This window comes from Mesobacillus sp. (genome assembly GCF_047739415.1).
Lineage (GTDB): Bacteria > Bacillota > Bacilli > Bacillales > Cytobacillaceae > Mesobacillus.
The window spans coordinates 1-25,803 of sequence record NZ_JBIQOE010000287.1 but is presented as its reverse complement, the minus strand read 5'-3'; the positions used below and the strand labels follow the sequence as shown (position 1 = coordinate 25,803).

Annotated in this window: 27 protein-coding genes; 3 read left to right on the top strand and 24 right to left on the bottom strand. The window is 44.6% G+C overall.

Features of this window, described 5'->3' with window-relative positions; all coding sequences use genetic code 11:
* Positions 1-93: 93 nt before the first annotated feature.
* From ACH0QE_RS23100 to ACH0QE_RS23065, 8 genes are all read right to left on the bottom strand, one after another.
* A complete protein-coding gene (locus tag ACH0QE_RS23100; RefSeq protein ID WP_415802812.1) occupies positions 94-666 on the bottom strand; it encodes a TIGR01440 family protein in 573 nt (190 codons plus the stop codon).
* 25 nt (positions 667-691) lie between these two features.
* Entirely contained in the window at positions 692-1,135 is a 444-nt protein-coding gene (rpiB, locus tag ACH0QE_RS23095; protein ID WP_415802777.1) for a ribose 5-phosphate isomerase B, read from the bottom strand.
* 342 nt (positions 1,136-1,477) lie between these two features.
* Positions 1,478-2,773: a methyl-accepting chemotaxis protein gene (locus tag ACH0QE_RS23090; protein WP_415802776.1), complete on the bottom strand. Its 1,296-nt coding sequence runs from the start codon at positions 2,771-2,773 to the stop codon at positions 1,478-1,480.
* A 97-nt stretch (positions 2,774-2,870) separates the two neighbouring features.
* Entirely contained in the window at positions 2,871-3,308 is a 438-nt protein-coding gene (locus ACH0QE_RS23085; protein WP_415802775.1) for a low molecular weight protein arginine phosphatase, read from the bottom strand.
* Between the two features lie 234 nt (positions 3,309-3,542).
* A complete protein-coding gene (locus ACH0QE_RS23080) occupies positions 3,543-4,097 on the bottom strand; it encodes a manganese efflux pump MntP family protein (RefSeq protein ID WP_415802774.1) in 555 nt (184 codons plus the stop codon).
* Positions 4,098-4,368: 271 nt separating this feature from the next.
* On the bottom strand, positions 4,369-5,412 hold the full coding sequence (locus tag ACH0QE_RS23075; RefSeq protein WP_415802773.1) for an L-threonylcarbamoyladenylate synthase: 1,044 nt from the start codon (positions 5,410-5,412) through the stop codon (positions 4,369-4,371).
* Positions 5,413-5,554: 142 nt separating this feature from the next.
* Positions 5,555-5,998, bottom strand: a complete 444-nt coding sequence (locus tag ACH0QE_RS23070; RefSeq protein WP_415802772.1) for a GNAT family N-acetyltransferase — start codon at positions 5,996-5,998, stop codon at positions 5,555-5,557.
* A gap of 156 nt (positions 5,999-6,154) precedes the next feature.
* A complete protein-coding gene (locus ACH0QE_RS23065) occupies positions 6,155-6,541 on the bottom strand; it encodes a KGG domain-containing protein (protein WP_415802771.1) in 387 nt (128 codons plus the stop codon).
* 306 nt (positions 6,542-6,847) lie between these two features.
* Between ACH0QE_RS23065 and ACH0QE_RS23060 the strand changes: the two genes are divergently transcribed.
* Together ACH0QE_RS23060 and ACH0QE_RS23055 are read left to right on the top strand one after the other, a co-directional pair.
* Complete coding sequence (locus tag ACH0QE_RS23060) at positions 6,848-7,225, top strand: globin (RefSeq protein ID WP_415802770.1); 378 nt, start codon at positions 6,848-6,850, stop codon at positions 7,223-7,225.
* A gap of 10 nt (positions 7,226-7,235) precedes the next feature.
* Positions 7,236-7,580 (top strand): cupin domain-containing protein, encoded by a 345-nt coding sequence (locus ACH0QE_RS23055; protein ID WP_415802769.1) that lies wholly within the window; start codon positions 7,236-7,238, stop codon positions 7,578-7,580.
* A gap of 211 nt (positions 7,581-7,791) precedes the next feature.
* Here the strand turns inward: ACH0QE_RS23055 and spoIIR are convergent, their stop codons facing one another.
* The 12 genes from spoIIR to ACH0QE_RS22995 form a co-directional block, all read right to left on the bottom strand.
* Positions 7,792-8,490: a stage II sporulation protein R gene (gene spoIIR / locus ACH0QE_RS23050; RefSeq protein ID WP_415802811.1), complete on the bottom strand. Its 699-nt coding sequence runs from the start codon at positions 8,488-8,490 to the stop codon at positions 7,792-7,794.
* 93 nt (positions 8,491-8,583) lie between these two features.
* Positions 8,584-9,450 carry a peptide chain release factor N(5)-glutamine methyltransferase gene (gene prmC / locus ACH0QE_RS23045; RefSeq protein WP_415802768.1) on the bottom strand — a complete coding sequence of 289 codons (867 nt, stop codon included), beginning with the start codon at positions 9,448-9,450 and terminating at the stop codon, positions 8,584-8,586.
* Positions 9,443-10,516: a peptide chain release factor 1 gene (prfA, locus tag ACH0QE_RS23040; RefSeq protein WP_415802767.1), complete on the bottom strand. Its 1,074-nt coding sequence runs from the start codon at positions 10,514-10,516 to the stop codon at positions 9,443-9,445. The genes prmC and prfA overlap by 8 nt, the downstream gene beginning before the upstream one ends.
* A 264-nt stretch (positions 10,517-10,780) precedes the next feature.
* On the bottom strand, positions 10,781-11,230 hold the full coding sequence (locus ACH0QE_RS23035) for a hypothetical protein (RefSeq protein WP_415802766.1): 450 nt from the start codon (positions 11,228-11,230) through the stop codon (positions 10,781-10,783).
* A gap of 291 nt (positions 11,231-11,521) precedes the next feature.
* Positions 11,522-12,142 (bottom strand): thymidine kinase, encoded by a 621-nt coding sequence (locus ACH0QE_RS23030; RefSeq protein ID WP_415802765.1) that lies wholly within the window; start codon positions 12,140-12,142, stop codon positions 11,522-11,524.
* A gap of 456 nt (positions 12,143-12,598) precedes the next feature.
* Positions 12,599-12,808 (bottom strand): 50S ribosomal protein L31, encoded by a 210-nt coding sequence (gene rpmE / locus ACH0QE_RS23025; protein ID WP_041964628.1) that lies wholly within the window; start codon positions 12,806-12,808, stop codon positions 12,599-12,601.
* A gap of 152 nt (positions 12,809-12,960) precedes the next feature.
* Positions 12,961-14,232: a transcription termination factor Rho gene (rho, locus tag ACH0QE_RS23020; protein ID WP_415802764.1), complete on the bottom strand. Its 1,272-nt coding sequence runs from the start codon at positions 14,230-14,232 to the stop codon at positions 12,961-12,963.
* A 298-nt stretch (positions 14,233-14,530) separates the two neighbouring features.
* Positions 14,531-15,493: a class II fructose-bisphosphatase gene (gene glpX / locus ACH0QE_RS23015; protein ID WP_215032226.1), complete on the bottom strand. Its 963-nt coding sequence runs from the start codon at positions 15,491-15,493 to the stop codon at positions 14,531-14,533.
* A gap of 244 nt (positions 15,494-15,737) precedes the next feature.
* Entirely contained in the window at positions 15,738-17,024 is a 1,287-nt protein-coding gene (locus ACH0QE_RS23010; RefSeq protein WP_041964631.1) for a UDP-N-acetylglucosamine 1-carboxyvinyltransferase, read from the bottom strand.
* Positions 17,025-17,562: 538 nt separating this feature from the next.
* Positions 17,563-18,210, bottom strand: a complete 648-nt coding sequence (gene fsa, locus ACH0QE_RS23005; RefSeq protein ID WP_226603136.1) for a fructose-6-phosphate aldolase — start codon at positions 18,208-18,210, stop codon at positions 17,563-17,565.
* A 99-nt stretch (positions 18,211-18,309) separates the two neighbouring features.
* Positions 18,310-19,167: a class II fructose-bisphosphate aldolase gene (locus ACH0QE_RS23000; RefSeq protein WP_415802762.1), complete on the bottom strand. Its 858-nt coding sequence runs from the start codon at positions 19,165-19,167 to the stop codon at positions 18,310-18,312.
* 318 nt (positions 19,168-19,485) lie between these two features.
* Positions 19,486-19,854: a response regulator gene (locus ACH0QE_RS22995; protein WP_041964634.1), complete on the bottom strand. Its 369-nt coding sequence runs from the start codon at positions 19,852-19,854 to the stop codon at positions 19,486-19,488.
* A 199-nt stretch (positions 19,855-20,053) separates the two neighbouring features.
* Here ACH0QE_RS22995 and ACH0QE_RS22990 point away from each other — a divergent pair, with 199 nt between their 5' ends.
* Complete coding sequence (locus ACH0QE_RS22990; protein WP_415802761.1) at positions 20,054-20,575, top strand: DUF2529 domain-containing protein; 522 nt, start codon at positions 20,054-20,056, stop codon at positions 20,573-20,575.
* A 95-nt stretch (positions 20,576-20,670) separates the two neighbouring features.
* Here ACH0QE_RS22990 and ACH0QE_RS22985 read toward each other — a convergent pair whose 3' ends face one another.
* From ACH0QE_RS22985 to ACH0QE_RS22970, 4 genes are all read right to left on the bottom strand, one after another.
* Complete coding sequence (locus tag ACH0QE_RS22985; protein ID WP_415802760.1) at positions 20,671-22,272, bottom strand: CTP synthase; 1,602 nt, start codon at positions 22,270-22,272, stop codon at positions 20,671-20,673.
* Positions 22,273-22,536: 264 nt separating this feature from the next.
* Entirely contained in the window at positions 22,537-23,097 is a 561-nt protein-coding gene (rpoE, locus tag ACH0QE_RS22980; protein ID WP_415802759.1) for a DNA-directed RNA polymerase subunit delta, read from the bottom strand.
* A 117-nt stretch (positions 23,098-23,214) separates the two neighbouring features.
* Positions 23,215-23,421: a hypothetical protein gene (locus tag ACH0QE_RS22975; protein ID WP_415802758.1), complete on the bottom strand. Its 207-nt coding sequence runs from the start codon at positions 23,419-23,421 to the stop codon at positions 23,215-23,217.
* 308 nt (positions 23,422-23,729) lie between these two features.
* Positions 23,730-25,803: methylmalonyl-CoA mutase family protein (locus tag ACH0QE_RS22970; protein ID WP_415802757.1), on the bottom strand; the 2,074-nt coding region annotated here is incomplete at its 5' end.

Below are 25,803 nucleotides of genomic sequence, written 5' to 3'. Positions count from 1 at the left end.
CTTATTTTAGCCGATATTATAATGAAAGGAAAGGAAGAAGGTAAAAGTAGATCTGATTATCAGGCTACATTTTCCTCCATTGCCTTTCCCATATCAGCAAGACTCGTTTTCCTTTGTTTGCTCGTAAACCGCCCTAGTACCGCCGATCAGCTTTGGCCTTGTTTTTGCCAGAGTAACATGTGCATGACCGATGCTTTTTTGCTGAACACGTACAGGTACAGCGACATGCTTCATTTGCATGCCGATCAGCGTGTCACCAATATCAATGCCGGCGTCAGCCTTGATGAACTCGACGACCACTGCATCCTCAAGATTTTTATATGCGTAAGCTGCCATCGCACCTCCCGCATTCCTCACCGGGATGACCGTCACTTCTTCCAACTGCTTCTGTTCGGCCGTCTCCCGCTCGACGACAATCGCGCGGTTCAAATGTTCGCAGCACTGGAAGGCCAGCTGGACACCAGTTTTCTCCTTAAATTCACGGAGCTGCCTGAAAACCATTTCCGCCACCTCATCAGTACCAGCTGTGCCAATTCGCTTTCCAATGATTTCACTCGTACTGCAGCCGACGACCAGCACCTGGCCTTTTTTCAGCTGCACCTGCTCATTAAATTCAGTAAGGATGGAGTTAAATTCTGCTTCCCATTGTTCAATAGACAGTGTCAGCGCCTCCTTTTAAAAATAAAAACACTTATTGCTTATTTTCATAATCCTTAATTTTGCCTACGCGGTTTTCGTGGCGGCCGCCTTCGAATTCCGTAGAAAGCCATGTTGCTGCGATTTCACGCGCTAATCCCGGTCCAATTACACGCTCTCCCATTGCAAGGACATTGGTGTCGTTGTGCTGGCGTGTCGCCTTTGCGCTGAATACATCATGCACGAGCGCGCAGCGGATTCCTTTTACTTTGTTCGCGGCAATGCTCATGCCAATACCCGTACCACAAATCAGAATTCCTTTGTCGAACTCTCCGTTCGCCACTTTTTCAGCAACAGGAAGCGCATAGTCTGGATAGTCAACAGATGTACCGCATTCGCATCCGAAATCTTCATACTGAATATTCATTTCGTCCATCAAACTCTTAATTTCTTCGCGGATATTCACTCCGCCATGGTCTGAAGCAATAGCAACCTTCATTGTAAAATCCTCCTATGTATTCCCGGCTTGCGGGGCGATCAAATCTATCGTTATTTTCTCATATTCGCTCTGAATTATAAAGAAAACGGGTCAGAATTTGCCAACCCGCAACTAATTTCCCGTAAAATCTAGCAACGAGCAAATTATTTTAATGAAAATAACTTTTTTATAGCGGGTTTTTATTTTTTATAGCGGGAATTTACTTTTTATAGCGACTTTTTGATTTTTATAGCGAGTTTCTATCTTTTATAGCGACTTTTTCAATTTTATAGCGAATTGGAAATTCGGCGGGATTTTTTCCAGTTACAAAAGAAACCACAGCTCGCAGCTGTGGTCCAAATTCTATAACAAAAACTTCGTAATCGTACCTTTTAGTTTCTCAGCTTGATTCTTCAATTCAACAGCCAGGTCTTCGACATTCGCGATGACTTCTGCCTGCTGCTCGGCTGCTGATGCTACGCTGATCGCTCCAGCGGAGGTTTCTTCTGCGATTGCCGCCATTTCCTGCGATTGGGTGGATGTGTGCTGGATCGTTTCCATTTGTGTTTCGACTAAGGCGGCGATCGTATGGATGACGTCTGCCATCTCATGAATCGTTGAGGTCATCGCGTCGATCACCTGGTTCGTCTTCTCGCCTTTTTTCGCTTCTCCGTTGGCCGTTTCAACCTGTCTGCTGATCTGGCCGACAACATTCTGGACTTCAGACTGGATGTTCTGGATCAGTTCTGAAATGCCCTGGACCGCGTCCGCACTCTGGTCAGCAAGCTTCCTGACTTCTTCGGCAACGACTGCAAATCCTTTCCCGTGCTCACCAGCCCTTGCTGCTTCAATCGATGCATTCAAGGCGAGCAAATTCGTTTGTGCTGCGATATCGCCAACAAGCTGGATAATTTGCTCTACTTTTCTCGCGTTTTCTTCCAATCGTTTTACGGTCCCAAGTGATTCACGGTTGTCATTTGCCAGTGTCTCTATGCCGGAAATCAGTGAGTGGATGGCATTCTTCGATTCTTGCAAGTCTTTGACCATTTCCACTGAAATGGATTCAGATGCCCTTGCCTTTTCTTGGACATCCTCGGCGATTCGAATGATTTCATCTACAGACTCAGCTGTTGTCTGTGTAGATAGTGCCGAAGAATCCGCCCCAGCGGCAATTTCTTTGATTGTAGTCGAGATGATCGACGCCTGCTCAGATGCTGCCGCAGATTGCCCGGATATCTGGATGACTTTTTCATTTGTTTCTTTGAAGTTACTATCAATCTGGCTGACCATTTCACGCAGGTTTGCGAGCATATTGTTGAAGGCCAGTCCCAAAGAGCGGATCTCGTCATCCGATTTCGAAACTTCCGCATCCTCACCAATTTCGCCCTGTGCTGCTTTTATTGCAGACTGCTCAAGCTTTTGCAAAGGCTTGATAATCAAACCGGCAGCCATATACGCAAGCAGCCCTGACCAGAAAATCCCCATAGCTAGTACCGCCGCCGTATAAACGACCGAATTGACATCGATGAATTTTTGAACAAAAGGATACAGGAAATAAATGAAAAATGCGCTTGTTGAATAAGTGATGATTGCTAACACAGTCGTCAGCATGACCATTTTCTTTCTTAATCCCATTTTGTAGCTGCGTTTAGACCCCACTGATAATCCCCCTGAAAAAATAATAGAATGACGTTTTAACATCATTGCGGCTTTTCGGACCGGTCGCGCCACATCCGAAAAGAATTTCTCAAAGGTATTATCGGATTTTATCTATGATTCTTTCGATACTTTTTTGAATTTCTTCAAAAGCTTCGCGATAAATTTGTTCATTGCCGCCAAACGGGTCTGCCACGTCCAGGTTTCCCTTTTCATCAGCAAATTCTTTCAATGTAAAAGTTTTATCCGCGGCTTGTGGATACTGGCTCAAGATCAAGCCTTTATGACTCTGGGTCATCGTCAGCACCAGGGTTGCCCAGTCGATGTTTTCTTTTTTTAACGCTGAGGAGCGATGATCATGGCTGATATTGTTTTCCTCGAGCACAATCTTCGCGTTGACAGATGCCTCCGCACCATCGGGGGCGTATACTCCTGCCGATTTCACCTCGACTCCAGGCAACTGCCTGCCTTTTAAAATCGCTTCTGCCATCGGGCTGCGGCATGTGTTTCCGGTACAGACAAATAAAATGCGCGCCATGCATGTCCCTCCTGTGAATAACTTTTCTCCATTATATGATAATCTTTCAGCATTTTCATTTTTGCTAGATAGAAAAAATACACCAGCCTGGCAGGTTGCATAAAAGCTTTATACAAAAATACACCTAACGAGTAGGTGCATGAAAATTCTATACAAAAAAAGAAACCTGACGAGCAGGTGCTTAAAAGTTTTATTCAAAAAAATACACCTGACAAGCAGGTGCATGAAAAAGTTTTATATAGGAAGAAGCAATTTCAAACCGAATGCGAGTAAAATGCTGCCACCTAATGCCTCACTGTATGTACCAAGCCACCCCTGCACTCTTTTTCCAACCAGGAGGCCCGCCCACGTAAGGACCATTGCCGCTGCACCGAAACAGATCAGGACAAGCAGTGTCCTTGCGCCATAAATTCCAAGTGTCAATCCTACTGAAAAACTGTCAAGGCTGACGCTGAGGGCAAAAATAAATAAACCCTTGCCAACCGGGGTAATCACGCTTGTCTCATCTTCCTTGAAGCTTGCCCAGATCATCTGGACACCCAGCACGATCAGGAGCAGGCCGCCAATATATCCTGCTATTGCCCCGAACTGCTCGGACAAAAATCTCCCAGCCACCATTCCAAGCAGCGGCATCCACACATGGAATAAACCAATCGTTACGCCGATTTTAAATATATGCCTTTTCGTCAGTCTGAACATGCCCATTCCGAGACCTACGGAAAAAGCATCCATTCCCAACGCGAATGCCATCAACATAAGTGTGAATAATTCGCCGGCTATTGCTGTCATGTCTTCGCCCCCTCGGACTTGCTAATTCAGCATATGCACGTCCAAAGGGATTTAGAAGTATGGATTGTCCAGGTTTATAAAATGGCGTATCGTTTGTTTTTACCATGACTTTTTCGAAGGTTGGATCCCCAACCGGTATTAAAATGATTTCAACTGGTATTAAATCGTGGCCAACTGGTATTATAGCGTTCTTAACTGGTATTATCCGCAATTTAAATGTTCTTCAATATAAAAAGCGCTTCAACCAACTGAAGCGCTTCTCTGTAAAATATTATTTTTCAATGATTTGCAGTCCTGACGCCTTGGACAGTCGATTCATGATTGCCTGGCCTACGCCATGTTCAGGGAAAATTTCGCCGAAAATGATATCGATTTCTTCCTGATTAAAGGCCCGGAGTGTATCATAGAGCGCTTCGGCCACTGTTTCGAGTCTCGCTCTTTCACCACAGGGTATCACAATATCAGCATCATAAAATTCAAGGTTTTCCTTTGTTGTCATCACGCCGACTTTCAGGCCTTCCGCCTGCTTTTCATTGACCAGCTGCTGGATTTCTTCTCTTGTTCCATCAACAAGATAGAAAGGCGCATTCGGTGCATAGTGCCGATATTTCATTCCCGGAGATTTTGGGGCCTGGTTTGAATCTTTCAGGGCAGGATCCACAGAGACTTCACCGACTACTGCTTCCAGCTGTTCTTTTGTTACGCCGCCCGGCCTTAAAATCGCCGGGATTTCACCAGTGCAATCGACAACTGTTGATTCAAGGCCTACTCCGGTCGCTCCGCCATCGACAATTCCGGAAATCCGGCCCGTCAAATCATCGGAAACGTGATTCGCAGTCGTGGGGCTCGGTTTGCCTGACAGGTTTGCGCTCGGGGCCGCCAGTGGCAAACCAGATGCTTCGATTAGCGCCAGTGCCACTGGATGGTCTGGCATCCTGACGGCAACTGTGGACAATCCGGCCGTTGCTTTATCAGAAAGCGCACCCTCTTTTTTTTCCAGGATAATCGTCAACGGACCAGGCCAAAAAGCATCCATTAACACTGCTGCCTGATTGGGGATTTCCTTTACAAAAGAATGAATCTGTTCACGATTTGCAATATGCACAATTAACGGGTTATCCCCAGGTCTTCCTTTTGCTTCGAATATTTTCAAGACGGCTTCATCGCTTTCTGCATTGCCGCCAAGGCCATAAACCGTTTCTGTAGGAAAAGCTACTACTTCATTATGCTTCAGTTTTTGTGCAGCTTCGATGATTTGTGGATATGTTTTTAAATTATCCACATTCTTATCCACTGACCACATTTGTGTTTGCATGTACATCCACCTTTTACTTCTCGCTAAACTAGTATATTTCTATGAAAGTATAAAAGAAGAATCAGGCGAACACAAGTTTTTATCCACAAATTGTGTATAATTTTAACGATTCAGTGGATAACTTTGTGGATTAATCCACAATTCACAGAATTATTTTCATAATTGCGGAGTTATCCACAGTTAGAACTTGTTTTAAATGGCTTTTTTCGAGAAGAGTCTCTGGAAGCTCTGATTGGTTTACCATTTCAAATCCCAGGCTGCTGAAGAAGGAAACCGCACTCATCTTGTTAGTAACCAGATATAGCTCATCAAGCTCCTGATTTTTCGCTGTCAGGAATGCCCGTTTAAAAAGAAGCATTATATCGGGCTGGCCAATTTGCGGGGAAACGACAAATGAGCGAAGCAAGCCAGCTTTATCCACCGGCTCTACTCCAAGGCATGCCTTAAGCTCGCCGTTCTGGTTTTCCATAAGCGAAAAGTTTTTGATAGAATCATTCAATCCTTCCGTGCTTACTCCTGCCTCTGTTAAAAAAGCCTTCAGCTTTGGTACATCCTCTTGATTCGCACTTCTGATTTTCCATGTCATATTATTCACCTCAAAAATAAGATTCTACTAAATGAATATGATAGAAGATAAAAAGTAGAACCTAATTCCTGATAGAAAAAGAAAACACGGCAGCCTTCATTTCAGAAATGAAAGCTGCCGTACCGTCATACAATTCTGGCACTCTAAGCCAAATGATTATTTATTGTTGTTATTGCGGGAATTGCCGCCTTTTTCACCGATTTCTTCATAGAAGCTTCGGTCATGGTTTTCAGAAGTCGCTTCGCCGCCTTTGCGGCCAATCTCCTGATAGAAGTCCTTATCGTGGCTTTCTGATGTTGCTTCGCCACCTTTTTTCCCGATTTCCTGGTAGAATTCGCTGTCATGGCTCTCAGCTGTAGCCTCTCCGCCTTTGCGGCCAATTTCCTGATAGAAATCTTGATCGTGATTGTTGGAAGTTGCTTCGCCGCCTTTACGGCCGATTTCCTGATAGAATTCGCTGCCATGGTTTTGGCTTGTAGCTTCGCCGCCCATGCGTCCTCGTTCTTCACGTGACATCTTATCATTATTATTGTTTTTAGCCATTTTACTCATCCTCCTTGAAAATCAAAGTTTTGATGTTACACTACTTTGAATATCCGGATTCTCCCATCATGAAACTAGTATCAAGGGAATGTAATATGCTTGTTCGAATAATGTAATATTTTTGGAAATTCCGACAGTCATTTTTCCTCCTCTTCCAAGTATTTCTTAAGAGAAGCTAGCTAATGTTTCCTAGCTTCTCATAGTGAAAAATTCATAAGTGAGTGATTTAAGTCACTATCCCGCTTGTTTTATGTGGGTATAATAAAATTAAGTAATTGAAAACCTTTCTCAAAAAGGGGGAACGGCATGGAAATAAAAACAATATATGATCGGATTGGCGGCGACGAAGCAATCCGCAAGATTGTCGATACATTTTATCCAAAGGTGTATGAAAATGAGGAGCTCAGTCCTTTGTTCGAAGGCGATATAGCAGAAATCAAAAGGAAGCAGTGGATGTTCCTTACACAGCTGACCGGTGGCGGGGCACTTTATAGTGAAGAGTTTGGACCGCCCAATATGAGAGTAAGGCATATGCCATTCGAAATCACGCCAGTGCGCGCCCAGGCATGGCTGAAGTTGATGCACGAAACACTTACGGAAACGGGTTTGATTGAAACCGATGGCGGAAAGGCCCTGTTCGAGCGTTTGAGCCAGATCGCACCCATTATGATTAACAGACAATAAGGAGGAACTTATGATGGAAAAACAGTCATTAACACAATACCAGGAATTCAGCGTAGAACGTTTTACTAAGAGGATTGTCTTCAAAAAAGGCGAGAGCACTGTATTCCTTTTGAACTTCATGCCAGGGCAGGAGCTGCCAAAGCACACACATCCAGGAACAGAAGTTTATATCCTGACCATGCAGGGCGAAGGCACATTCACCATTGACGGTGAAGAAGTAGTGGCGGCTGCGAATGAAACAGTACATGTGAGCGGAACAGAAGAGCTCGCTTATAAAAATACCGGCTCAGAGCCAGTTACACTTTATGTGATGCTCAACAAAATTCCGGATGAGAGATTTGCGCAGAATATTTAATCACAAAGATCTCGATCGAAGCTCAATCATGAGCGGATAATCCCCAGTTGGTCGAATAATTCTTTAAAGTGATCGAATTAATTCAAAATGTGGTTGAATTATTTAAATATCCGCCAGAATAATTCAAAATGTGGTCGAAATCTTTTTAAATTCGCCAATATAATTCCATTTCAAGCAAAAAATAGCCCCTGCAACCTGTGCAGGGGCTATTTTAGCCAAATATTCTATTCCAAATCTCAACGAGGAAGAATGTTACTTCCACTTCCTCTTCTTCGCTGCCTTCATATACTGTTTTTTTGCCTTTTTTGCTTTCTTTTTCATCATCCTGCTTGGCATCTGCTGACTCGTCTTCAGCGTCAGCTTTTACATTGCCTTTGTCGTCATTTTCGTCGAAGCCTTCGCTTGTTGCTTCTCCGTTTGAAAAATCCAGGAAGCATAGTGGCGGGTACAGGACGCACCACCAGTTTGCGCCTTTGCCTTCACCAATCGTGATGAGGATTGCTTCGTACTCACCTGCCGGATAAAGTAATTGACCATATAACTTAGTAGGAAACTGGACTTTGTCAAACTCAGTTTTTACAGAGTGATTTGAGCCTTCAGATGCGACAACTCTTTCCGCGATTGCCTGGATTTCAGGAAGCTTTGATTTGATAACGTTCCTCGCAGCTTCAATCGAAGTCAGTTCCTGAACCCATTTCGTGATTTCTTTGTTCACTTCGTCGCGGATCAGACGTTTGATATTCTGGTCCTTTTCCAGATCGCTGTTGGCGAGAATCCTCAAGCGAATCGCCTCGTTCGGGATGACCATCGCTTCCTTCGCTGTCACTTCATTTTTTGGTGTATATAAACTTAAAATAGTACCTGCGCATAATAAGAATATGTATAAAATAGCGGCTGATTTTTTCATCATCATCATCTCTCGCACCGTCCCTTCACTAGTCACAGTGTGGACAGATTGATAGATTCTTAAACTAGTAATTTTGAAAAAAATTGGACCCCTTTTTTAGGAGTCCATTTCCGCAAACACCATCCGGTCCTTGCCATTGATATCAAAAACAACTTCTACCTTTGCTTGCGGGAACGTTTTTTTCAGCAGCCTTCGAACCGCTTCGCCTTGGCCAGCGCCGATTTCAAAGCCGACTAATGCCTTCTCCTTTAATACAAGCGGAAGTTCCTCCATAAAGCGGCGATACAGGTCCAGTCCATCTTCACCTGCAAAAAGCGCCATATGAGGCTCGTGTTCCGTCACGATATCTGACATCCATTCTTGGTCAGCAACCGGGATATATGGCGGATTCGAGATGACAGCATCTACTTTTTTTCCTTGTAAAATCAGCGGCTTCAAAAGGTCGCCCTGAATAAACTCAATATCTGCGCCAAGCTCGCTGGCATTTTTCCGTGCCATCTCCAAGGCATCGTCAGATAGATCGGTAGCTGTCACCTTAAGAGCCGGTTTTTCCAGCTTCAATGTTATTGAAATAGCCCCACTACCTGTCCCGACATCAACAAGATCAATTGGACCACTCTCTAGAAAAAGCCTGTCTAGACGCTGAAGCGTTCCATAAACAAGCTCCTCCGTCTCCGGCCGGGGAATCAGCACATGCTCATTCACGTTGAAGCGGCGGCCGTAAAACTCCTCGCTGCCAATGATATATTGGATCGGCTCGCCAGCAGCATGCCTTTTTACACCAGCCTGAAACTCAGTCCACACTTCCCCATCAAGTTCGTCGCGCATCATCGCAAGCATTGACGTACGGGACAGACCGGAATAATGGCGCAGCAAAAGCTCACCGGCGAACTCCTCACGGTTATGTTCTTTTAAAAAAGAAGAAGCCCATTCGAGGGCTTCAAATATTTTCACATTAGTCATTGTTCGCACTCTCAAGTCTCTGAGATTGGTCTTCCATAATTAGCGCTTCGATGATCTCATCCATCTTGCCCTGAAGGATCTGGTCAAGCTTCTGGATTGTCAGGCCGATACGGTGGTCGGTCACGCGGTTTTGCGGGAAATTGTACGTACGGATACGCTCTGAGCGGTCCCCTGTACCTACAGCAGATTTACGGACCTGATCATACTCTGCCTGTGCTTCCTGCTGGAACTTGTCGTAGACACGTGCACGAAGTACCTTCATCGCCTTGTCTTTGTTTTTATGCTGTGATTTTTCATCCTGGCATGATACAACAATTCCAGTTGGAATATGCGTCAGACGTACAGCTGACATTGTCGTGTTAACAGACTGTCCGCCGGCGCCGCTCGATGCAAAGGCGTCAAAGCGGATGTCTTTATCGTGAAGCTCGATTTCCACTTCTTCAGCTTCAGGAAGACATGCAACTGTAGCGGTTGAAGTATGGATACGGCCGCCTGATTCTGTTTCCGGAACACGCTGGACGCGGTGCGCACCGTTTTCGAACTTCATTTTGGAATAAGCGCCATTACCATTGATCATGAAGATGATCTCTTTAAAACCGCCTACCCCAGTCGTGCTGGCATCGATGACTTCCGTTTTCCAGCCCTGCGATTCAGCATAACGGCTGTACATCCTGTAAAGGTCACCGGCAAATAAAGCAGCTTCATCGCCGCCTGCAGCGCCACGGATTTCCATGATAACGTTCTTGTCATCGTTAGGATCTTTAGGAATAAGAAGAACCTTGATACGAGCCTCAAGCTCCTCAATGCGCGGTTCTAGCTCAGAGATTTCTTCCTTTACCATTTCACGCATCTCTGCATCAAGCTTATCCTCAAGCATCGCTTTTGCATCTGTCAGCTGCTCTTTAACTTCTTTATACTCACGATAAGCCATGACTGTTTCCTGGATATCAGACTGCTCCTTTGAATACTCGCGGAGCTTTTTCGAGTCATTGACAACTTCCGGGTCACTCAATAGTTCATTCAATCTTTCATAACGATCCTCAACTGCTTGAAGACGATCAAACACGGACACTCACCTCTATTTTTATAGCCTTGAAAATTGGATTATAAATTTATTCTTGCCTGTTTATTTCCGCAACAGGTCCAATAGTTCAACATAGCATAACATTCTAATTATAGTATAGGTGACACACCCAGTCAAAGCCATTGTGAATGGAATAGCGCAAGCGCCCTTGTACATTTATTTTATGTATAACGGAAAAGCTTGAACGCCTTGTAGGCATCAGAAAAAGCATGCCCTTTTACGAGCATGCTGTTGTTCTCCAGAATTTTATTCAATATCAACGTTTACGTCGTAGCGTGGCAATGCTCTTGTTAGTTTTTCCTGCAGTGTTTTTTGGGCATTTTCTCGGTCTTTTCTAGTTACGCGCCCTTGGAGTTGTGCGGTTACGTTCATTTTGCCGCCATTAATCCAGATAGATCCCGGCTCATAGCCAGCATCAGAAATGACGTCCTTCGCTTTTTGGACATCCTGGGAAAAACTATGGTGGTTTTCGTTATCGGTGTTCAGCAAATTCGGGTTCTGATCGGTCATTGTCATGCCGTCATCCTGATCCCTCGTGAAATTCGGTCCATCTCCTTCGCGGACACCGTCATCTTCCCTATTAAGGTCCACACCAGCCTGGTCTTCATCCTTGTCATAGACTGAATCTGTATTATCCTGGCCACATCCTGAAACCATAACCATCGCAAGCAAAAACAACATGAGTAATTTTTTCAAATTATGGCACCTCCCGCTGTTAGGTTGCCCAAAAAAGCTGCTGAAATGCATCCAAGCAGTATTGTTGAGCTTCTAAATCAGGAAAAATCAGCAGCTGGAAAAATTATTCTCTTACTCAGCCACTATAATTGCACGTAAAAGATCAATAATTGCACAGATGGAACCATTAATTGCACGGTCGTTTGGCATAATTGCACCATAACATGACGTAATTGCACATTCATCCAATATCAGGGAATTCCTACCCTGCAGATCAATAAAAAACCCCCCCCGACACGGGAGGATTCACCTTTATGTTAAGCTTTCAGTCGTTTTCTCGATATTAAGCTCGTTTGGTGACTTTGGAACTTCATGATGGTGCCTGCATCGCGGTTCGTACGATTCGGACGCTCCAACGAGAATGACGGGATCATCATAAGAGGCTGGCTTGCCGTTGATCAAGCGCTGTGTTCGGCTAGACGGCGATCCACAGACCGCACACACAGCCTGAAGCTTGGTCACATTTTCTGCAACGGCCATCAATGCTGGCATCTGCCCGAATGGCTCTCCGCGGAAATCCTGGTCAAGACCGGCAACGATGACGCGGTAGCCGCTGTCTGCAAGATGCTGGATCACCTGAAGGATTTCATTGTCAAAAAATTGCACCTCATCAATGGCAATGACATCGATATCAGGGTTGATATGCTTGAAAATATCAGTAGAGTTGGCAATAGGCTTTGCAGTAACTGCAGTTCCGTTGTGTGATACAACCGATTCTTCGCTGTAGCGGTTATCAATCGCAGGCTTGAATACAGCAATTTTTTGCTTGGCAAACTGAGTTCTGCGCACGCGGCGGATCAGTTCTTCGGACTTACCGGAAAACATGCTGCCGCAAATCAATTCAATCCAACCGCTTTGTTTCATAACGTACATGGTCGGCCTCTCCTTCCTCGCTGGAAAAATAGATAGCGAAAGCGCCTTGCTCAGCACCGACAAGCGCTGGAGGGCCGACAGGTGAAGTCGTTCTTTGACTTCATCGGGCGGACCGAAGCGACTCGAGGGGCTAGGCGCTGTAGCTGGACTTCTAGCAAAGGTTAATACCTATAACATTTAACCTTACTAGGTAAGCTGTTTTCGTATTTTTACGGCTTCTCCATGCCATAAAGGTACGAAAAAAGCCTGGTTAAAAGTTCGACACTTTTTTTCAGCTTTTTCCATTATAACAAAAAAAGGCGCCGAATCCAGACAGAAAAATAAAGTTCACAAAATTAAATTTTATATATATGTACCCCAAAGTACATGCAATTATTTCGGACTAAAAACCCGAAAAATACAAAATAAAAAACAGGCAAGTCGCAAAGCTTCTTGCCTGTTCTATCATTTCTTATATTACTGGTTGTTTTTAAGACCGTATTTCTTATTGAAGCGGTCAACACGTCCGCCAGCTTCAGCAAACTTCTGACGTCCAGTATAGAATGGGTGGCACTCAGAGCAAGTTTCAACGCGAATCTCGTTCTTTACAGAACCAGTTTCGAATTCGTTACCGCAAGCACAAGTCACCTTAACTGTTTTGTAGTTTGGATGAATTCCTGATTTCATTCTTTTCATCTCCTTCCGCCCTGAATCATATCCGAAACAGAGTTATAATCAACGGCTTTAGCAATCCTGCCGTTATTGGAAAAACACACTGCACTCATTATAACAAGTCCATCTATATATTTCAAGTTAGTTTTTACGACCATAATTTGGAATTAAGAACGCTTGTTATTGCTCTTCATTTCCTCGCCAAGAACGGCGAAAAAGTCTTCATTTGACTTGGAAAGCCTTAGCTTGCGCAAGAATTTTTCCGCGAAATCTGGTGAATCCGACATCGATTTGCGGATTGCCCACAACTTATCCAGATGGTCTTTCGGAATAAGAAGTTCTTCTTTACGAGTTCCGGATCTGCGAATGTCGATCGCAGGGAAGATCCTTCTTTCTGCAAGTGAACGGTCAAGGTGAAGTTCCATGTTTCCAGTTCCCTTGAACTCTTCATAGATGACATCATCCATACGTGATCCTGTATCAACAAGAGCAGTCGCAAGAATCGTCAAGCTGCCGCCTTCTTCGATATTACGGGCAGCACCGAAAAAGCGCTTCGGACGGTGGAATGCCGCAGGATCAATACCGCCGGACAATGTACGTCCGCTTGGCGGGATGACAAGATTGTATGCACGAGCAAGACGAGTAATGCTGTCCATCAGGATGATGACGTCACGCTTGTGCTCAACAAGGCGCATCGCACGCTCAAGCACAAGCTCGGCAACCTTGATGTGGTTTTCAGGCACTTCATCAAAAGTCGAGCTGACAACATCGCCGGCAACGGAACGTTCGATATCTGTTACCTCTTCCGGACGCTCATCGATCAGCAGTACAATCAGTTCTGCTTCAGGATGGTTTGTCGTAATGCTGTTGGCGATTTCTTTTAAAAGCATGGTCTTACCAGCCTTTGGCGGTGCGACAATCAAGCCACGCTGACCGAAGCCGACAGGGGAGATCACATCCATGATCCTTGTTGATACATGTTTATGGGTTGTCTCCAGTTTCATCATGCGGTCAGGATATAATGGAGTCAATCCCGGGAAGTGAACCCTTTCCTTCGCCGATTCAGGGTCATCACCATTGACTGCCTCTACCTGAAGCAAGCCGAAGTAACGTTCGTTCTCTTTAGGAGGACGGACTTTCCCCGATACTTTATCCCCGTTCCTTAAATCAAAACGGCGGATTTGCGAAGCCGAGATATAGATATCCTCTGAGCTTGGCGAGTAGTTAATCGGGCGCAGGAAACCAAAGCCTTCAGACTGGATGATTTCCAGGACACCTTCCATGAAAAAATAGCCCTGCTGTTCCGCACGCGCTTTTAAAATAGCAAAAATAAGTTCTTTCTTCGATAATTTGCTGTAGTAAGAGACTTTATACTCTTTTGCCAGTTCATAAAGCTCTTTCAATTTCATATTTTCTAAGCTTGAAATATTTACTTCCATAATGTCACCACGCCTTAAAATATTTCGATTTCCCCCATAAAAAAATGTATTAAGAATATAAGCGTATGGATGGAAAAAGAAGAAATGAGTTTCCTTTGAAGGTTGTAAGAAGGAATTAATGAAGGTATACAACTGGTTTGTGTCTGATCTGAATCAACAAGATTATTAAAACAATTTTCATTTTACCCTTAAATAGGAAAAATAATCAATCATTTTATTTATTAGCTCCCTTCACCTACAGAATGCGGTGAAGAGAGCTAGTTTGTAAGGGTTTGCAGTCAATATTATTAAAAAAGTATTATTTCATTACCAAATGCGGCTTTTTCTTTAGGCTGTGCTGTCCTTCAATGAAGCGGACTGTGCCTGATTTTGCGCGCATGACGACTGAATGGGTTGAGCCGTATGAGCCTTTGAACTGGACTCCTTTTAGCAACTCGCCATCGGTTACGCCTGTTGCAGCGAAAATCGCATCGTCGCCTCGTACGAAATCTTCCATAAGAAGGACTTTATTGACATCGATACCCATTTTTTTGCAGCGCTCTAGTTCTGCGTCATTTTGCGGAAGCAATCTACCCTGGATTTCGCCACCGAGGCTTTTCAGAGCTACCGCTGCGATTACACCCTCAGGTGCTCCGCCTGAACCGAATAGGATATCTACGCCGGTAGTATCAAACGCTGTATTGATCGCGCCAGCTACATCTCCGTCATTGATTAATTTGATCCTTGCACCAGCTTCACGAAGCTGGGCAATGATATGTTCATGGCGAGGACGGTTCAATACCGTTGCCACTACATCTTCAATATCCTTGTTCTTCGCTTTTGCCACTGCCCTCAGGTTATCAAGAACGGATGCATTGATATCGACCATGCCTACCGCCTCAGGCCCTACCGCAAGTTTATCCATGTACATGTCCGGCGCGTGAAGCAGGTTACCGTTATCTGCTACCGCAAGGACTGCAAGGGCATTCCAGCCGCCAGACGCGACAATGTTCGTTCCCTCCAAAGGATCGACAGCGACATCCAAACGCGGACCATAGCCTGTCCCAAGCTTTTCACCGATATACAGCATCGGCGCTTCGTCCATTTCCCCTTCGCCGATTACAACTGTGCCTTTCATCGGGATGGTGTCAAACACATCTCTCATTGCCGACGTTGCAGCATCGTCAGCTTCGTCTTTTTTACCGCGTCCCATCCAGCGGGCTGAAGCAAGCGCAGCCGCTTCTGTTACGCGGACAAGCTCCATCGTTAAGCTACGTTCCATATGATCATCCCCTAATCATGAAAGATGCTAATGCCTACCGAAAAGGTGTTCCTCTCAACCAATCCGTTTCCATAAATCAACTTTCTCCTCGTTAGTCGATTATGTCTCCGGAACTTCTAAAGAAGCGAAACTTTGACGCTTCCATAGTTGGCTGCTCGGCAGTTAAATAAGTTATACTATTTCGCGATTCCGATAAGCATTAGCACCACTATTTGTATTGTACAGCTCTATTGTACTATACTTTTTATGATTTTTTCACTTCTTCTTGCTCTTCAGATGTCATATCTTCACGCCAAATTGTGGCACCTAGTCCATTTAGCTTTTCAACAATATGGCTATAGCCGCGGTCGATATGGTCGACACCAGTGATTTCGGTGACACCTTCCGCCATCAGTCCGGCAATGACAAGCGCAGCTCCGGCACGGAGGTCACTGGCCTTTACTTTAGCTCCCTGAAGCTTGACAGGACCACTGATGATTGCCGATCTGCCTTCGACTTTAATATTGGCATTCATTCTTCTAAGCTCGTCAATATGCTTGAAGCGGGCACCGTAAATCGTATCTGTCACGACACTCGAGCCCTCTGCCCTTGTCAGCAGCGCTGTGAATGGCTGCTGCAGATCAGTTGGGAAACCAGGATAAACAAGCGTTTTAATATCGATTGCTTTATATCGCTCAGTTGGCGCGACATAAATTTGCTCGTCACTTGCCTCAATATGAGCACCCATTTCCTTCAGCTTGGCCACAAGTGACTCAATATGCTGAGGAATGACATTATCTATTGTTACACCTTCACCAATGGCAGCACCAAGAATCAGGTACGTCCCTGCTTCGATGCGGTCAGGAATGATGGTGTGGCGGCAGCCGTGAAGCTCGTCGACTCCATCAATACGGATGACATCCGTACCTGCGCCTTTGATTTTCGCTCCCATATTTGTGAGCAAGGTCGCTACATCAATGATTTCCGGCTCTTTTGCCGCATTTTCAATGATTGTGCGCCCTTTTGCACGGACAGCGGCAAGCATAATGTTAATTGTTGCCCCAACACTGACGACGTCAAGATAAATTCTTGCACCGCGAAGTTCGTCGGCACGCAGGTAAATCGCGCCCTGTTCGTTTGTCACGCTGGCACCAAGCGCTTCGAATCCTTTTATATGCTGATCGATCGGCCTAGGGCCCAAATGGCAGCCGCCCGGCAGTCCGATGACAGCTTTTTTGAAACGGCCAAGCATCGCTCCCATTAAATAGTATGAAGCTCGCAGCTTTTTCACTTTTCCATTCGGCAAAGGCATGGAAATCATGGAAGACGGATCTACCGTCATTTCATTGTTCGAGAATTCAACAGAACCGCCGATCTCCTCCATTAAGTCCTTGAGCATATGAACGTCGGAAATATCCGGCAAACCTTCAATGGTCACAGGCGATTCAGCTAAAATCGTTGCTGGGATCAAGGCCACTGCGCTGTTTTTCGCACCGCTGACCCGAACAGTCCCTTTTAAAGGATAGCCGCCTGCAATCTTAAGCTTTTCCATTTTTGACTCCCTTCTAAGCCGTGATGTATTAAGGTCAAGCTGGAGATGCAAACAATTTACAGCTAAGACCGATATAGGCTCTACTTAGATTTGATTACCGAAATCGATAAGGAACATTTTTCCATTAAAAACACTCAGATTCCGGGAGTTTTCTATTCCTTTAGTTTACACGATATTCCCAATTTCATGTAATAAAATGCAAAAAAGTTTAAATTGGGTAAAACTTCCTAATAAAGATGGTCTCAGTTTGCCTGGACCATCTCTTTGTTAATCAGTTGTTGATTTTCGTTCAGGTGCCCCGCTACCCGCAAGGAGGCTGAAATGTACAAGCCTTTATTATTAAGATGGTTCTTTGAAACTAGGCTGTTGATTTTCGTTCCAGGCGCTTCGCTTTCCGCGGGTGGCTCGTGGAGCCTCCTCGTCGTTTCACTCCTGCGGGGTCTCCCCTGACCCATGCTCCCGCAGGAGTCTTCGCGCCTTCCACTTCAATCAACAGGGCGTGATACACTGATTACTTTTCAATTACTAAAAGAAAAAATTACTGTCCGCGTGATTCCCAGTCTTTCAGGAAGGCTTCGATTCCTTTGTCTGTTAGTGGGTGGTTGAACATTTGCTGGATTACTTTGTATGGTACGGTTGAGATGTGTGCGCCTCTTAGTGCTGCGTCTGTTACGTGCTGTGGATGGCGGATGGACGCGGCGATGATTTCTGTGTCGATTCCGTGGATTGTGAAGATTTCGGCAATCGTTGAAATCAAGTCGAGTCCGTTATGGCCGATGTCATCCAGGCGGCCCAGGAATGGGGATACATATGTAGCGCCCGCTCTTGCTGCCAGCAATGCCTGGTTTGCACTGAAGACTAATGTCACATTCGTCTTGATTCCCTCTTTTGAGAATACAGAAACCGCCTTCAACCCTTCTGGTGTCATCGGAACTTTGATCGTGATGTTAGGAGCGATTGCTGCTAGCTCTTTTCCCTCTTTGATCATGCCTTCTGCATCTAGTGCGATGACTTCTGCGCTGACGGAACCAGGAACTAATTCAGTGATTTCCTTCAAGCGGTCTTCAAACTTTACATTCTTCTCTTTTGCTACGAGTGATGGGTTTGTTGTGACACCGGATAAAATCCCTAGAGTGTATGCCTCGCGAATTTCTTCCATATTGGCAGTATCGATAAAAAACTTCATTTGTAAACGCCTCCAGTCGACATAATTTTCAAACATATAAAAATGGATAAAAACCGCCTTGATGTAAGGCGGTTTCATTATAACAGAATTTTATTGCTTTTACGCTTTGTTGGAAGAACCGAATTCGCGCATTTTGCCGATTACAGTTTCCTTGATCGCGTCGCGAGCTGGTCCAAGGTATTTACGTGGATCATACTCGTTAGGCTTTTCAGCCAATACCTGGCGAACAACTTTAGCTGAAGCAATTTGGTTTTCAGTATTTACATTGACTTTAGCTGTACCGAAAGAGATAGCTTTCTGGATGTCTTTTGTAGGGATTCCAGTTCCGCCGTGCAATACTAAAGGCACACCAGCTGTCTTGTTGATTTCTTCCATTTCCTTGAAACCAAGGTTTGGTTCACCTTTGTAAGGGCCGTGTACAGATCCAAGTGCAGGAGCAAGGCAGTCGATGCCAGTGCGCTGAACAAGTTCTTCACACTCTTTAGGGTCAGCATAGATAACGCCATCAGCAACGACATCATCTTCCTGTCCGCCGACAACTCCCAATTCAGCTTCAACAGAAACTCCTTTTGAGTGAGCGTATTCTACAACCTTTGAAGTTGTCGAAACGTTATCTTCGAAAGGACCGTGTGAAGCATCAATCATAACAGATGTGAAACCTGCATCGATCGCTTCTTTACATATTTCGTAGCTTGAACCATGGTCTAAGTGAATTGCGACAGGAACTGTTGTTTTGTAGTCCTCCATCAAGCCTTCTACCATTTTCACTACTGTTTTGAAGCCGCCCATGTAACGTGCTGCGCCTTCGGAAACACCAAGGATAACTGGCGATTTTTCAGCTTCTGCAGCCTGAAGGATCGCTTGAGTAAATTCAAGGTTATTTAAGTTAAATTGCCCAACAGCGTAGCCTTCCGCATTCGCTTTTTTCAGCATTTCAGTCATTGAAACTAAAGGCATATCTTTTCCTCCTTCGTTATGATCAGTCTTCTTTTTGACAATGCTACCATTTTAAAGGTTTTCCTTCTCTGCTTTTGATTATGTACCCGAGATGGCATTCATCAAAACGAAATGATCCTGTGGAATTCATAAGTATCATACCAAAAGAAAATCAGAATTACCATTGTTCTAGCCCTGTTTTTGCAAGTGTCATAAAAATGCTATAAAGCAAGCGTTACCAATAATTTAACTAGTCTGTAAACTATGTTTTTATCTGTTTTTAAAAAGGAAATGCCCTCCGAAAATTCGAGAGGACACTTCTATGTAAGCTGTTTTAAATTACGAAACGGTTTGCGAATATTTTTTAACTGCTGCGCGGATGTCATCAATATCGAATGGTTTTGCGAAGTGGGTCAGCGCACCCAGATCCATGGCTTCCTGGATCATATCAAGCTCGCCGTAAGCGGTCATGATGATGACGCGGATATCAGGATCGATCACTTTCATTCTTTTTAAAATTTCAATTCCATCCATACCAGGAATCTTCATGTCCAAAAGAACTAGATCCGGTGGATGCTTTTTAACGATATCCAGGGCCTGGACGCCATTTGCAGCTTGATACGTTTGATAACCTTCTTTTTGCAGCACTTCATTAAGTAGAATTCTGATGCCAAACTGGTCGTCTACAATTAGTATTTTTTCTTTCATGCCGCCTCTTCCCCCTAATAAATGTAGTATATTGTTAAATGTGTTTGTCCAGGAAATGGTTTCGTCTTATCCCCATTTACACAATTCGTTAAAAAGCTTGAAATTCCTCCCATATTTTCAAACTTATTTTTCGACAGATGCTTTTTCATTCCCATTGTAGTACTTTATAATCAGTATTGGCAAAAACGGAGGTGCTGTTATGTTAAAAATGTTTTCGACACAGCTGACAGGTTTGTTCAACAGACTTCAGGAAAAAGAAGAATTTTCGATTGAGGACGGAGCGCGGCTGCTTGCACAAGCTGCAGCTGGCGAGGGAACTGTTTATATTTTTGGTACTAAGGAAATGCAGGCAATAGCCCTTGAAGCGGTCTATGGTGAGGAACCATTGAAATCTACGGCGATTTTCACAGAGGACGTGCAGCTAAAGGCTGCTGACCGGGTTTTGCTTGTAAGCCGATATGCCGACGACGAAGAGGCTGTTGGAGTAGCGCGCGATTTGCAAGAAAAAGGGATTCCTTTCGTGGCCATCTCTACTGTTCGTGGTGAAAATGAAGTCGCAGGCCTGGATACTATGGCTGACGTGCACATCGACTTAAAATTGAAAAAAGGGCTCCTGCCTGACGAAATGGGCAACAGAGTCGGCTATCCTACTTCCATCGTCGCATTATACATTTACTTCGGTTTGAAGTTTACGATTGAGGAAATTTTAGAGGAGTACTAACTGAGGGTTTTGACCCAACTGGCTCTCTTAAAAAATTAATTTAAACGCAAAAAAGCCGGTGGTTTTTCACCGGCTTTTTGCTATTTTCCCGCCTATTACTTACTTGACTTGATTGATGCTTCAATGAAGTCCCTGAATAATGGCTGCGGGCGTGTTGGTCTTGATGTGAATTCCGGGTGGAACTGGGATGCAAGGAACCATGGGTGGTCCTTAAGCTCGATGATTTCAACCAAACGGCCATCCGGGCTTGTCCCAGAGAAAATGAATCCTGCTTTTTCCATTGCCTGGCGGTATTCATTGTTGAACTCGTAGCGGTGGCGGTGGCGCTCATAAATCAAATCGTCGTTGTAAGCAGCGAAGGCTTTTGTATCTTCACCAAGCTTACATGGATATAATCCAAGACGAAGTGTCCCACCTAGATCTTCGATGTCCTTCTGTTCTGGTAGAAGGTCGATGATTGGATATGGCGTGCTTGGCATAATTTCCGCAGAGTGTGCGTCTTTCAAACCAAGTACGTGGCGTGCAAATTCAACGGATGCAAGCTGCATGCCCAGGCAAATACCGAAGAACGGCACTTTGTTCTCACGAGCATATTTGGTCGCAAGGATTTTTCCTTCAATACCGCGATCGCCGAATCCGCCTGGAACCAGGATTCCGTCTACATCATTCAGCAATTCAACGACATTTTCTTCTGTAACTTCCTCAGAATTAACCCACTTGATTTCGATATCGCTATCGAATGCATAACCAGCATGTTTCAATGATTCAACAACTGAAATGTAAGCGTCTTGAAGCTCAACATATTTACCAACAAGAGCAATTCTGGTTTTACCTGAAAGATGTGTAACCTTTTCAACTAGCGCATTCCACTCTGTCATGTCAGCTTCACCGCAATCTAGCTTAAAGTGGTCGCATACAAGCTGGTCCATCTTCTGCTCCTGCAACGCAAGTGGGATTGAATATAATGTATCCGCATCTGCTGCTTCAATTACCGCTTCCTTATCGATGTCACAGAAAAGGGCAATCTTGTCCTTCATGTCCTGTGAAATCGGCATTTCTGTACGAAGAACGATGATATTTGGCTGGATACCAAGACTGCGAAGTTCTTTTACGCTGTGCTGTGTTGGCTTCGTCTTCATTTCGCCGGCTGCCTTGATGTAAGGAACCAATGTACAGTGAACGTACATGACATTGTCGCGGCCAACGTCATTCTTGATCTGGCGGATCGCTTCAAGGAACGGCAGGGATTCGATGTCCCCAACTGTTCCGCCAATTTCAGTGATGACAACGTCTGCGCCGGTTTCTTTTCCGGCACGGAAAACCTTGTCTTTGATTTCATTCGTGATATGCGGAATAACCTGAACTGTTCCGCCCAGGTAGTCACCGCGGCGTTCTTTTTTCAAAACAGTCGAATAGATTTTTCCTGTCGTCACGTTAGAGTACTTATTAAGATTAATATCGATGAAACGCTCGTAGTGGCCAAGGTCCAGATCCGTTTCAGCACCGTCATCTGTAACGAATACTTCACCGTGCTGGTAAGGGCTCATTGTCCCAGGGTCCACGTTGATATATGGGTCGAATTTCTGGATTGTTACATTCATACCCCTGTTCTTCAGCAATCTGCCAAGAGATGCTGCCGTGATCCCCTTACCTAATGACGAAACTACGCCGCCTGTTACAAAAATATACTTTGCCATTTGTGTAATCCCCCTCATCAAACAGTTTGTACAATATGTACCTGTTTAATTGATTTATAAATAAAATTTTTAACTAATTCATCGGTCTGCATAACATCATGCAAACCTATTTTGTCGGGGGTTTTCAGCTTTCTGGACAAAATAAAAAAAACGCCCCGCATACAGAGTATGGGGAGCGTTTTGTAGCTGTTTTACATAATCGTCCTTTTTTAAGGAGCCCAAAAAGTATTCTACAGCCGGTCCTGGTAAAAGTCAAGCTGTTAATTACAGTTCTTCGTCCTCTTCATCTTCATCTTCGAGTGGAAGGTCCTCTTCTTCGTCTTCTAACAACTCCTCGTCGTCGTCGAAGTCATCAGTATCTTCAAGATCCTCGTCGAAGTCTTCATCATCATCGTCATCATCGAGATCATCATCGTCATCTTCATCAAACTCCTCGATGTCATCATCGAAGTCCAGATCTTCCTCATCGATTTCATCGAATTCGTCAAGATCAAGGTCATCCTCATCGACAGCTTTTTTAGCTTTCTTCTTCTTCGGCTTGACTGTCGTGACATTATCTTCTTCGATTTGGTCAACTGGATACCAAACGCGCAGTCCCCAGCGGCCTTCACCCTGGGACATGAAACGTCCATCTATGTTTATATCTGTATAGAACTGAACCATTTTTTCAGTTACTTCGGCCTCGTCCAATTTCATGACCTTCTTGATCTCTGCCATAAGTTCTTGGAATGTAATAGCCTGCTTTTTCTCTTTTAAAATTTCATAGGCAACTTCAATCAGTGACATTTCTTGAAGCTCTTCTTTTGAGTATTGATTTAAACTCAACTTTCGCACTTCCTTTCTCTATTCCAGGCCTTACCCGGCCTTGCGTCCGAAAACAAGGAAAATATCCCAGAATGCATATTCTACATTATAAACAAATTCTAAACCTTTATGCCAGTTTTATCTGTCCTTTTCTCGCCTTTTTTCGCTTTCGTTATCCGCTTTCGTGCTGCCAGCCCTTTTTCTCTTTTTAAGCTGGGCATAAGCCAGGAAAAAGAAGACAATTGAAAGAATGAAAAAAGATATCGCCCCGAGCTGTCGCTGGTATAGATAATACATGGCTGCAGCTGCCATAACAGCCCCTGCCGATAATAACACCGATCTCACAAATTTCACATCCTGAAGTAGGTCGTATGTATTAGCTGATATCTAGATTATATAAGATTATTTGGTAAAAGATATGAAAAATTTGATAAAATTTGTTTCTCGTACCAATTCTCATTTCTTTTGGAATCTTAGGTTAATGCTAGTTTACGAAAAGAGCATAACAAAATGCAAGATGGCTTATAGTTTTCCTACAAGCCACCTTGCCCAATCTAGATCCATTGCAAAAGCTCTAATGCCACGTCCTACCTTTATACACCATCGCTTTTGTTTTTAAACAATACTTACTTTATTTTTGAAAAATCAATATCCTACATATTCCTGCGGAACTGGCCGCCTACTTCGTATAGTGCCCGGGTAATTTGGCCAAGGCTTGCATATTTTACAGTTTCCATCAGTTCTGCAAAAATATTGCCTCCGCTGACTGCTGTCTCTTTCAGGCGATTGAGTGCTTCTTCGGATTGATCCTTGTTTTTGCCTTTGAAGGCTTCAAGGTTGCTGATCTGAGTTTCTTTTTCCGCTTTCGTCGCACGCGCAAGCTCCATCTTGTCGATTTCTTCCTCGGATGGAGGATTTGGATTCAGGTAGGTATTCACACCGATGATCGGCAGCTCCCCTGAATGCTTCTTCATCTCGTAGTACATCGACTCATCCTGGATTTTTCCGCGCTGGTACTGTGTTTCCATAGCGCCAAGCACGCCTCCGCGGTCATTGATCCGTTCAAATTCCTGAAGGACTGCTTCTTCTACTAAATCTGTCAGCTCTTCGATGATGAACGCTCCCTGGAGCGGGTTCTCATTCTTCGTCAATCCGTGCTCCTTCGTGATGATCATCTGGATGGCCATCGCGCGGCGAACAGATTCTTCCGTTGGCGTTGTGATTGCTTCGTCATAAGCATTTGTATGAAGCGAGTTGCAGTTATCATGCAATGCCATCAAAGCTTGAAGCGTCGTACGGATATCGTTGAAGTCGATTTCCTGTGCATGAAGTGAACGTCCAGATGTCTGGATATGATACTTCAGCTTCTGGCTTCGTTCATTTGCGCCGTATTTATTCTTCATGACTGTCGACCAGATGCGGCGGGCAACTCGGCCAATCACTGAGTACTCAGGGTCAAGACCGTTTGAGAAGAAGAAGCTCAGGTTTGGTGCAAAATCATCAATGTTCATGCCTCTGCTCAAATAGTATTCAACATACGTGAAGCCATTTGAGAGTGTGAACGCCAGCTGGGAAATCGGGTTCGCGCCTGCTTCGGCAATATGATAGCCGGAAATCGAAACAGAATAGTAGTTCCGGACCTTCTCATCGATAAAATACTGCTGGATGTCGCCCATCATTCTTAGCGCGAATTCAGTAGAGAAGATGCAAGTATTCTGTCCCTGGTCTTCTTTTAAAATATCTGCCTGAACCGTACCGCGGACTGTCTGAAGAGTCATTTCCTTCACTTGTGCAAATTCTTCTTCATTCAGCTTGCGGCCAAGCTCTTGCTCCTTCTTTTCTACCTGCTGTTCAATTGCTGTGTTCATGAACATAGCCAGTATGATCGGTGCCGGTCCGTTGATTGTCATCGACACGGATGTCGATGGATGGCAAAGGTCGAATCCTGCATATAGCTTTTTCATGTCATCAAGCGAACAAACGCTGACACCGCTCTCGCCAACCTTACCGTAAATATCCGGACGGTAATCAGGATCCTCACCGTATAATGTAACGGAGTCAAAAGCCGTGCTCAAACGCTTTGCATTATCGTCTTTAGAAAGGTAATGGAAACGGCGGTTCGTCCGTTCAGGTGTACCTTCACCAGCAAACTGGCGCTTCGGATCCTCACCTTCACGCTTGAATGGGAAAACTCCAGCAGTATAAGGGAAACTTCCTGGTACGTTCTCAAGGTATACCCAGCGCAAAATCTCGCCGTAGTCCTTGTACTTTGGCAGTGCCACTTTAGGGATGCTCAAGCCTGAAAGACTCTTCGTCCTTAGCTCGGTGACAATTTCCTTATCGCGAATCTTCGTTACGAACTGGTCAGCACTGTACTTTTCCTTGAGGGATTCCCAGTTTTCGAGAATATATTTGGACTCAGGAGTCAGCATTTTCTCTACTTCTTCTTTTAATACCTGAAGTGAGGAAACTACTTCGCTGTTTGTTTCTCTTTCTTTTACCGCCTCGATTGTACCTTCTATCTGGAACAATCTGCGCGCAAGGTCTGCCTGCTCTGCAGCAAGCTTGTGATAGCCGCGGACCGTTTCGGAAATTTCGCGCAGGTAATAACGGCGGTCATTCGGGATGATGACATTCTGTTTTTCCACTACTGCATCAGTAGAGAAAGGTGTCGTCCAATCCGTGCCTGCTTTTTCATTGATTTTATTGACCAATGCTGCAAAAAGT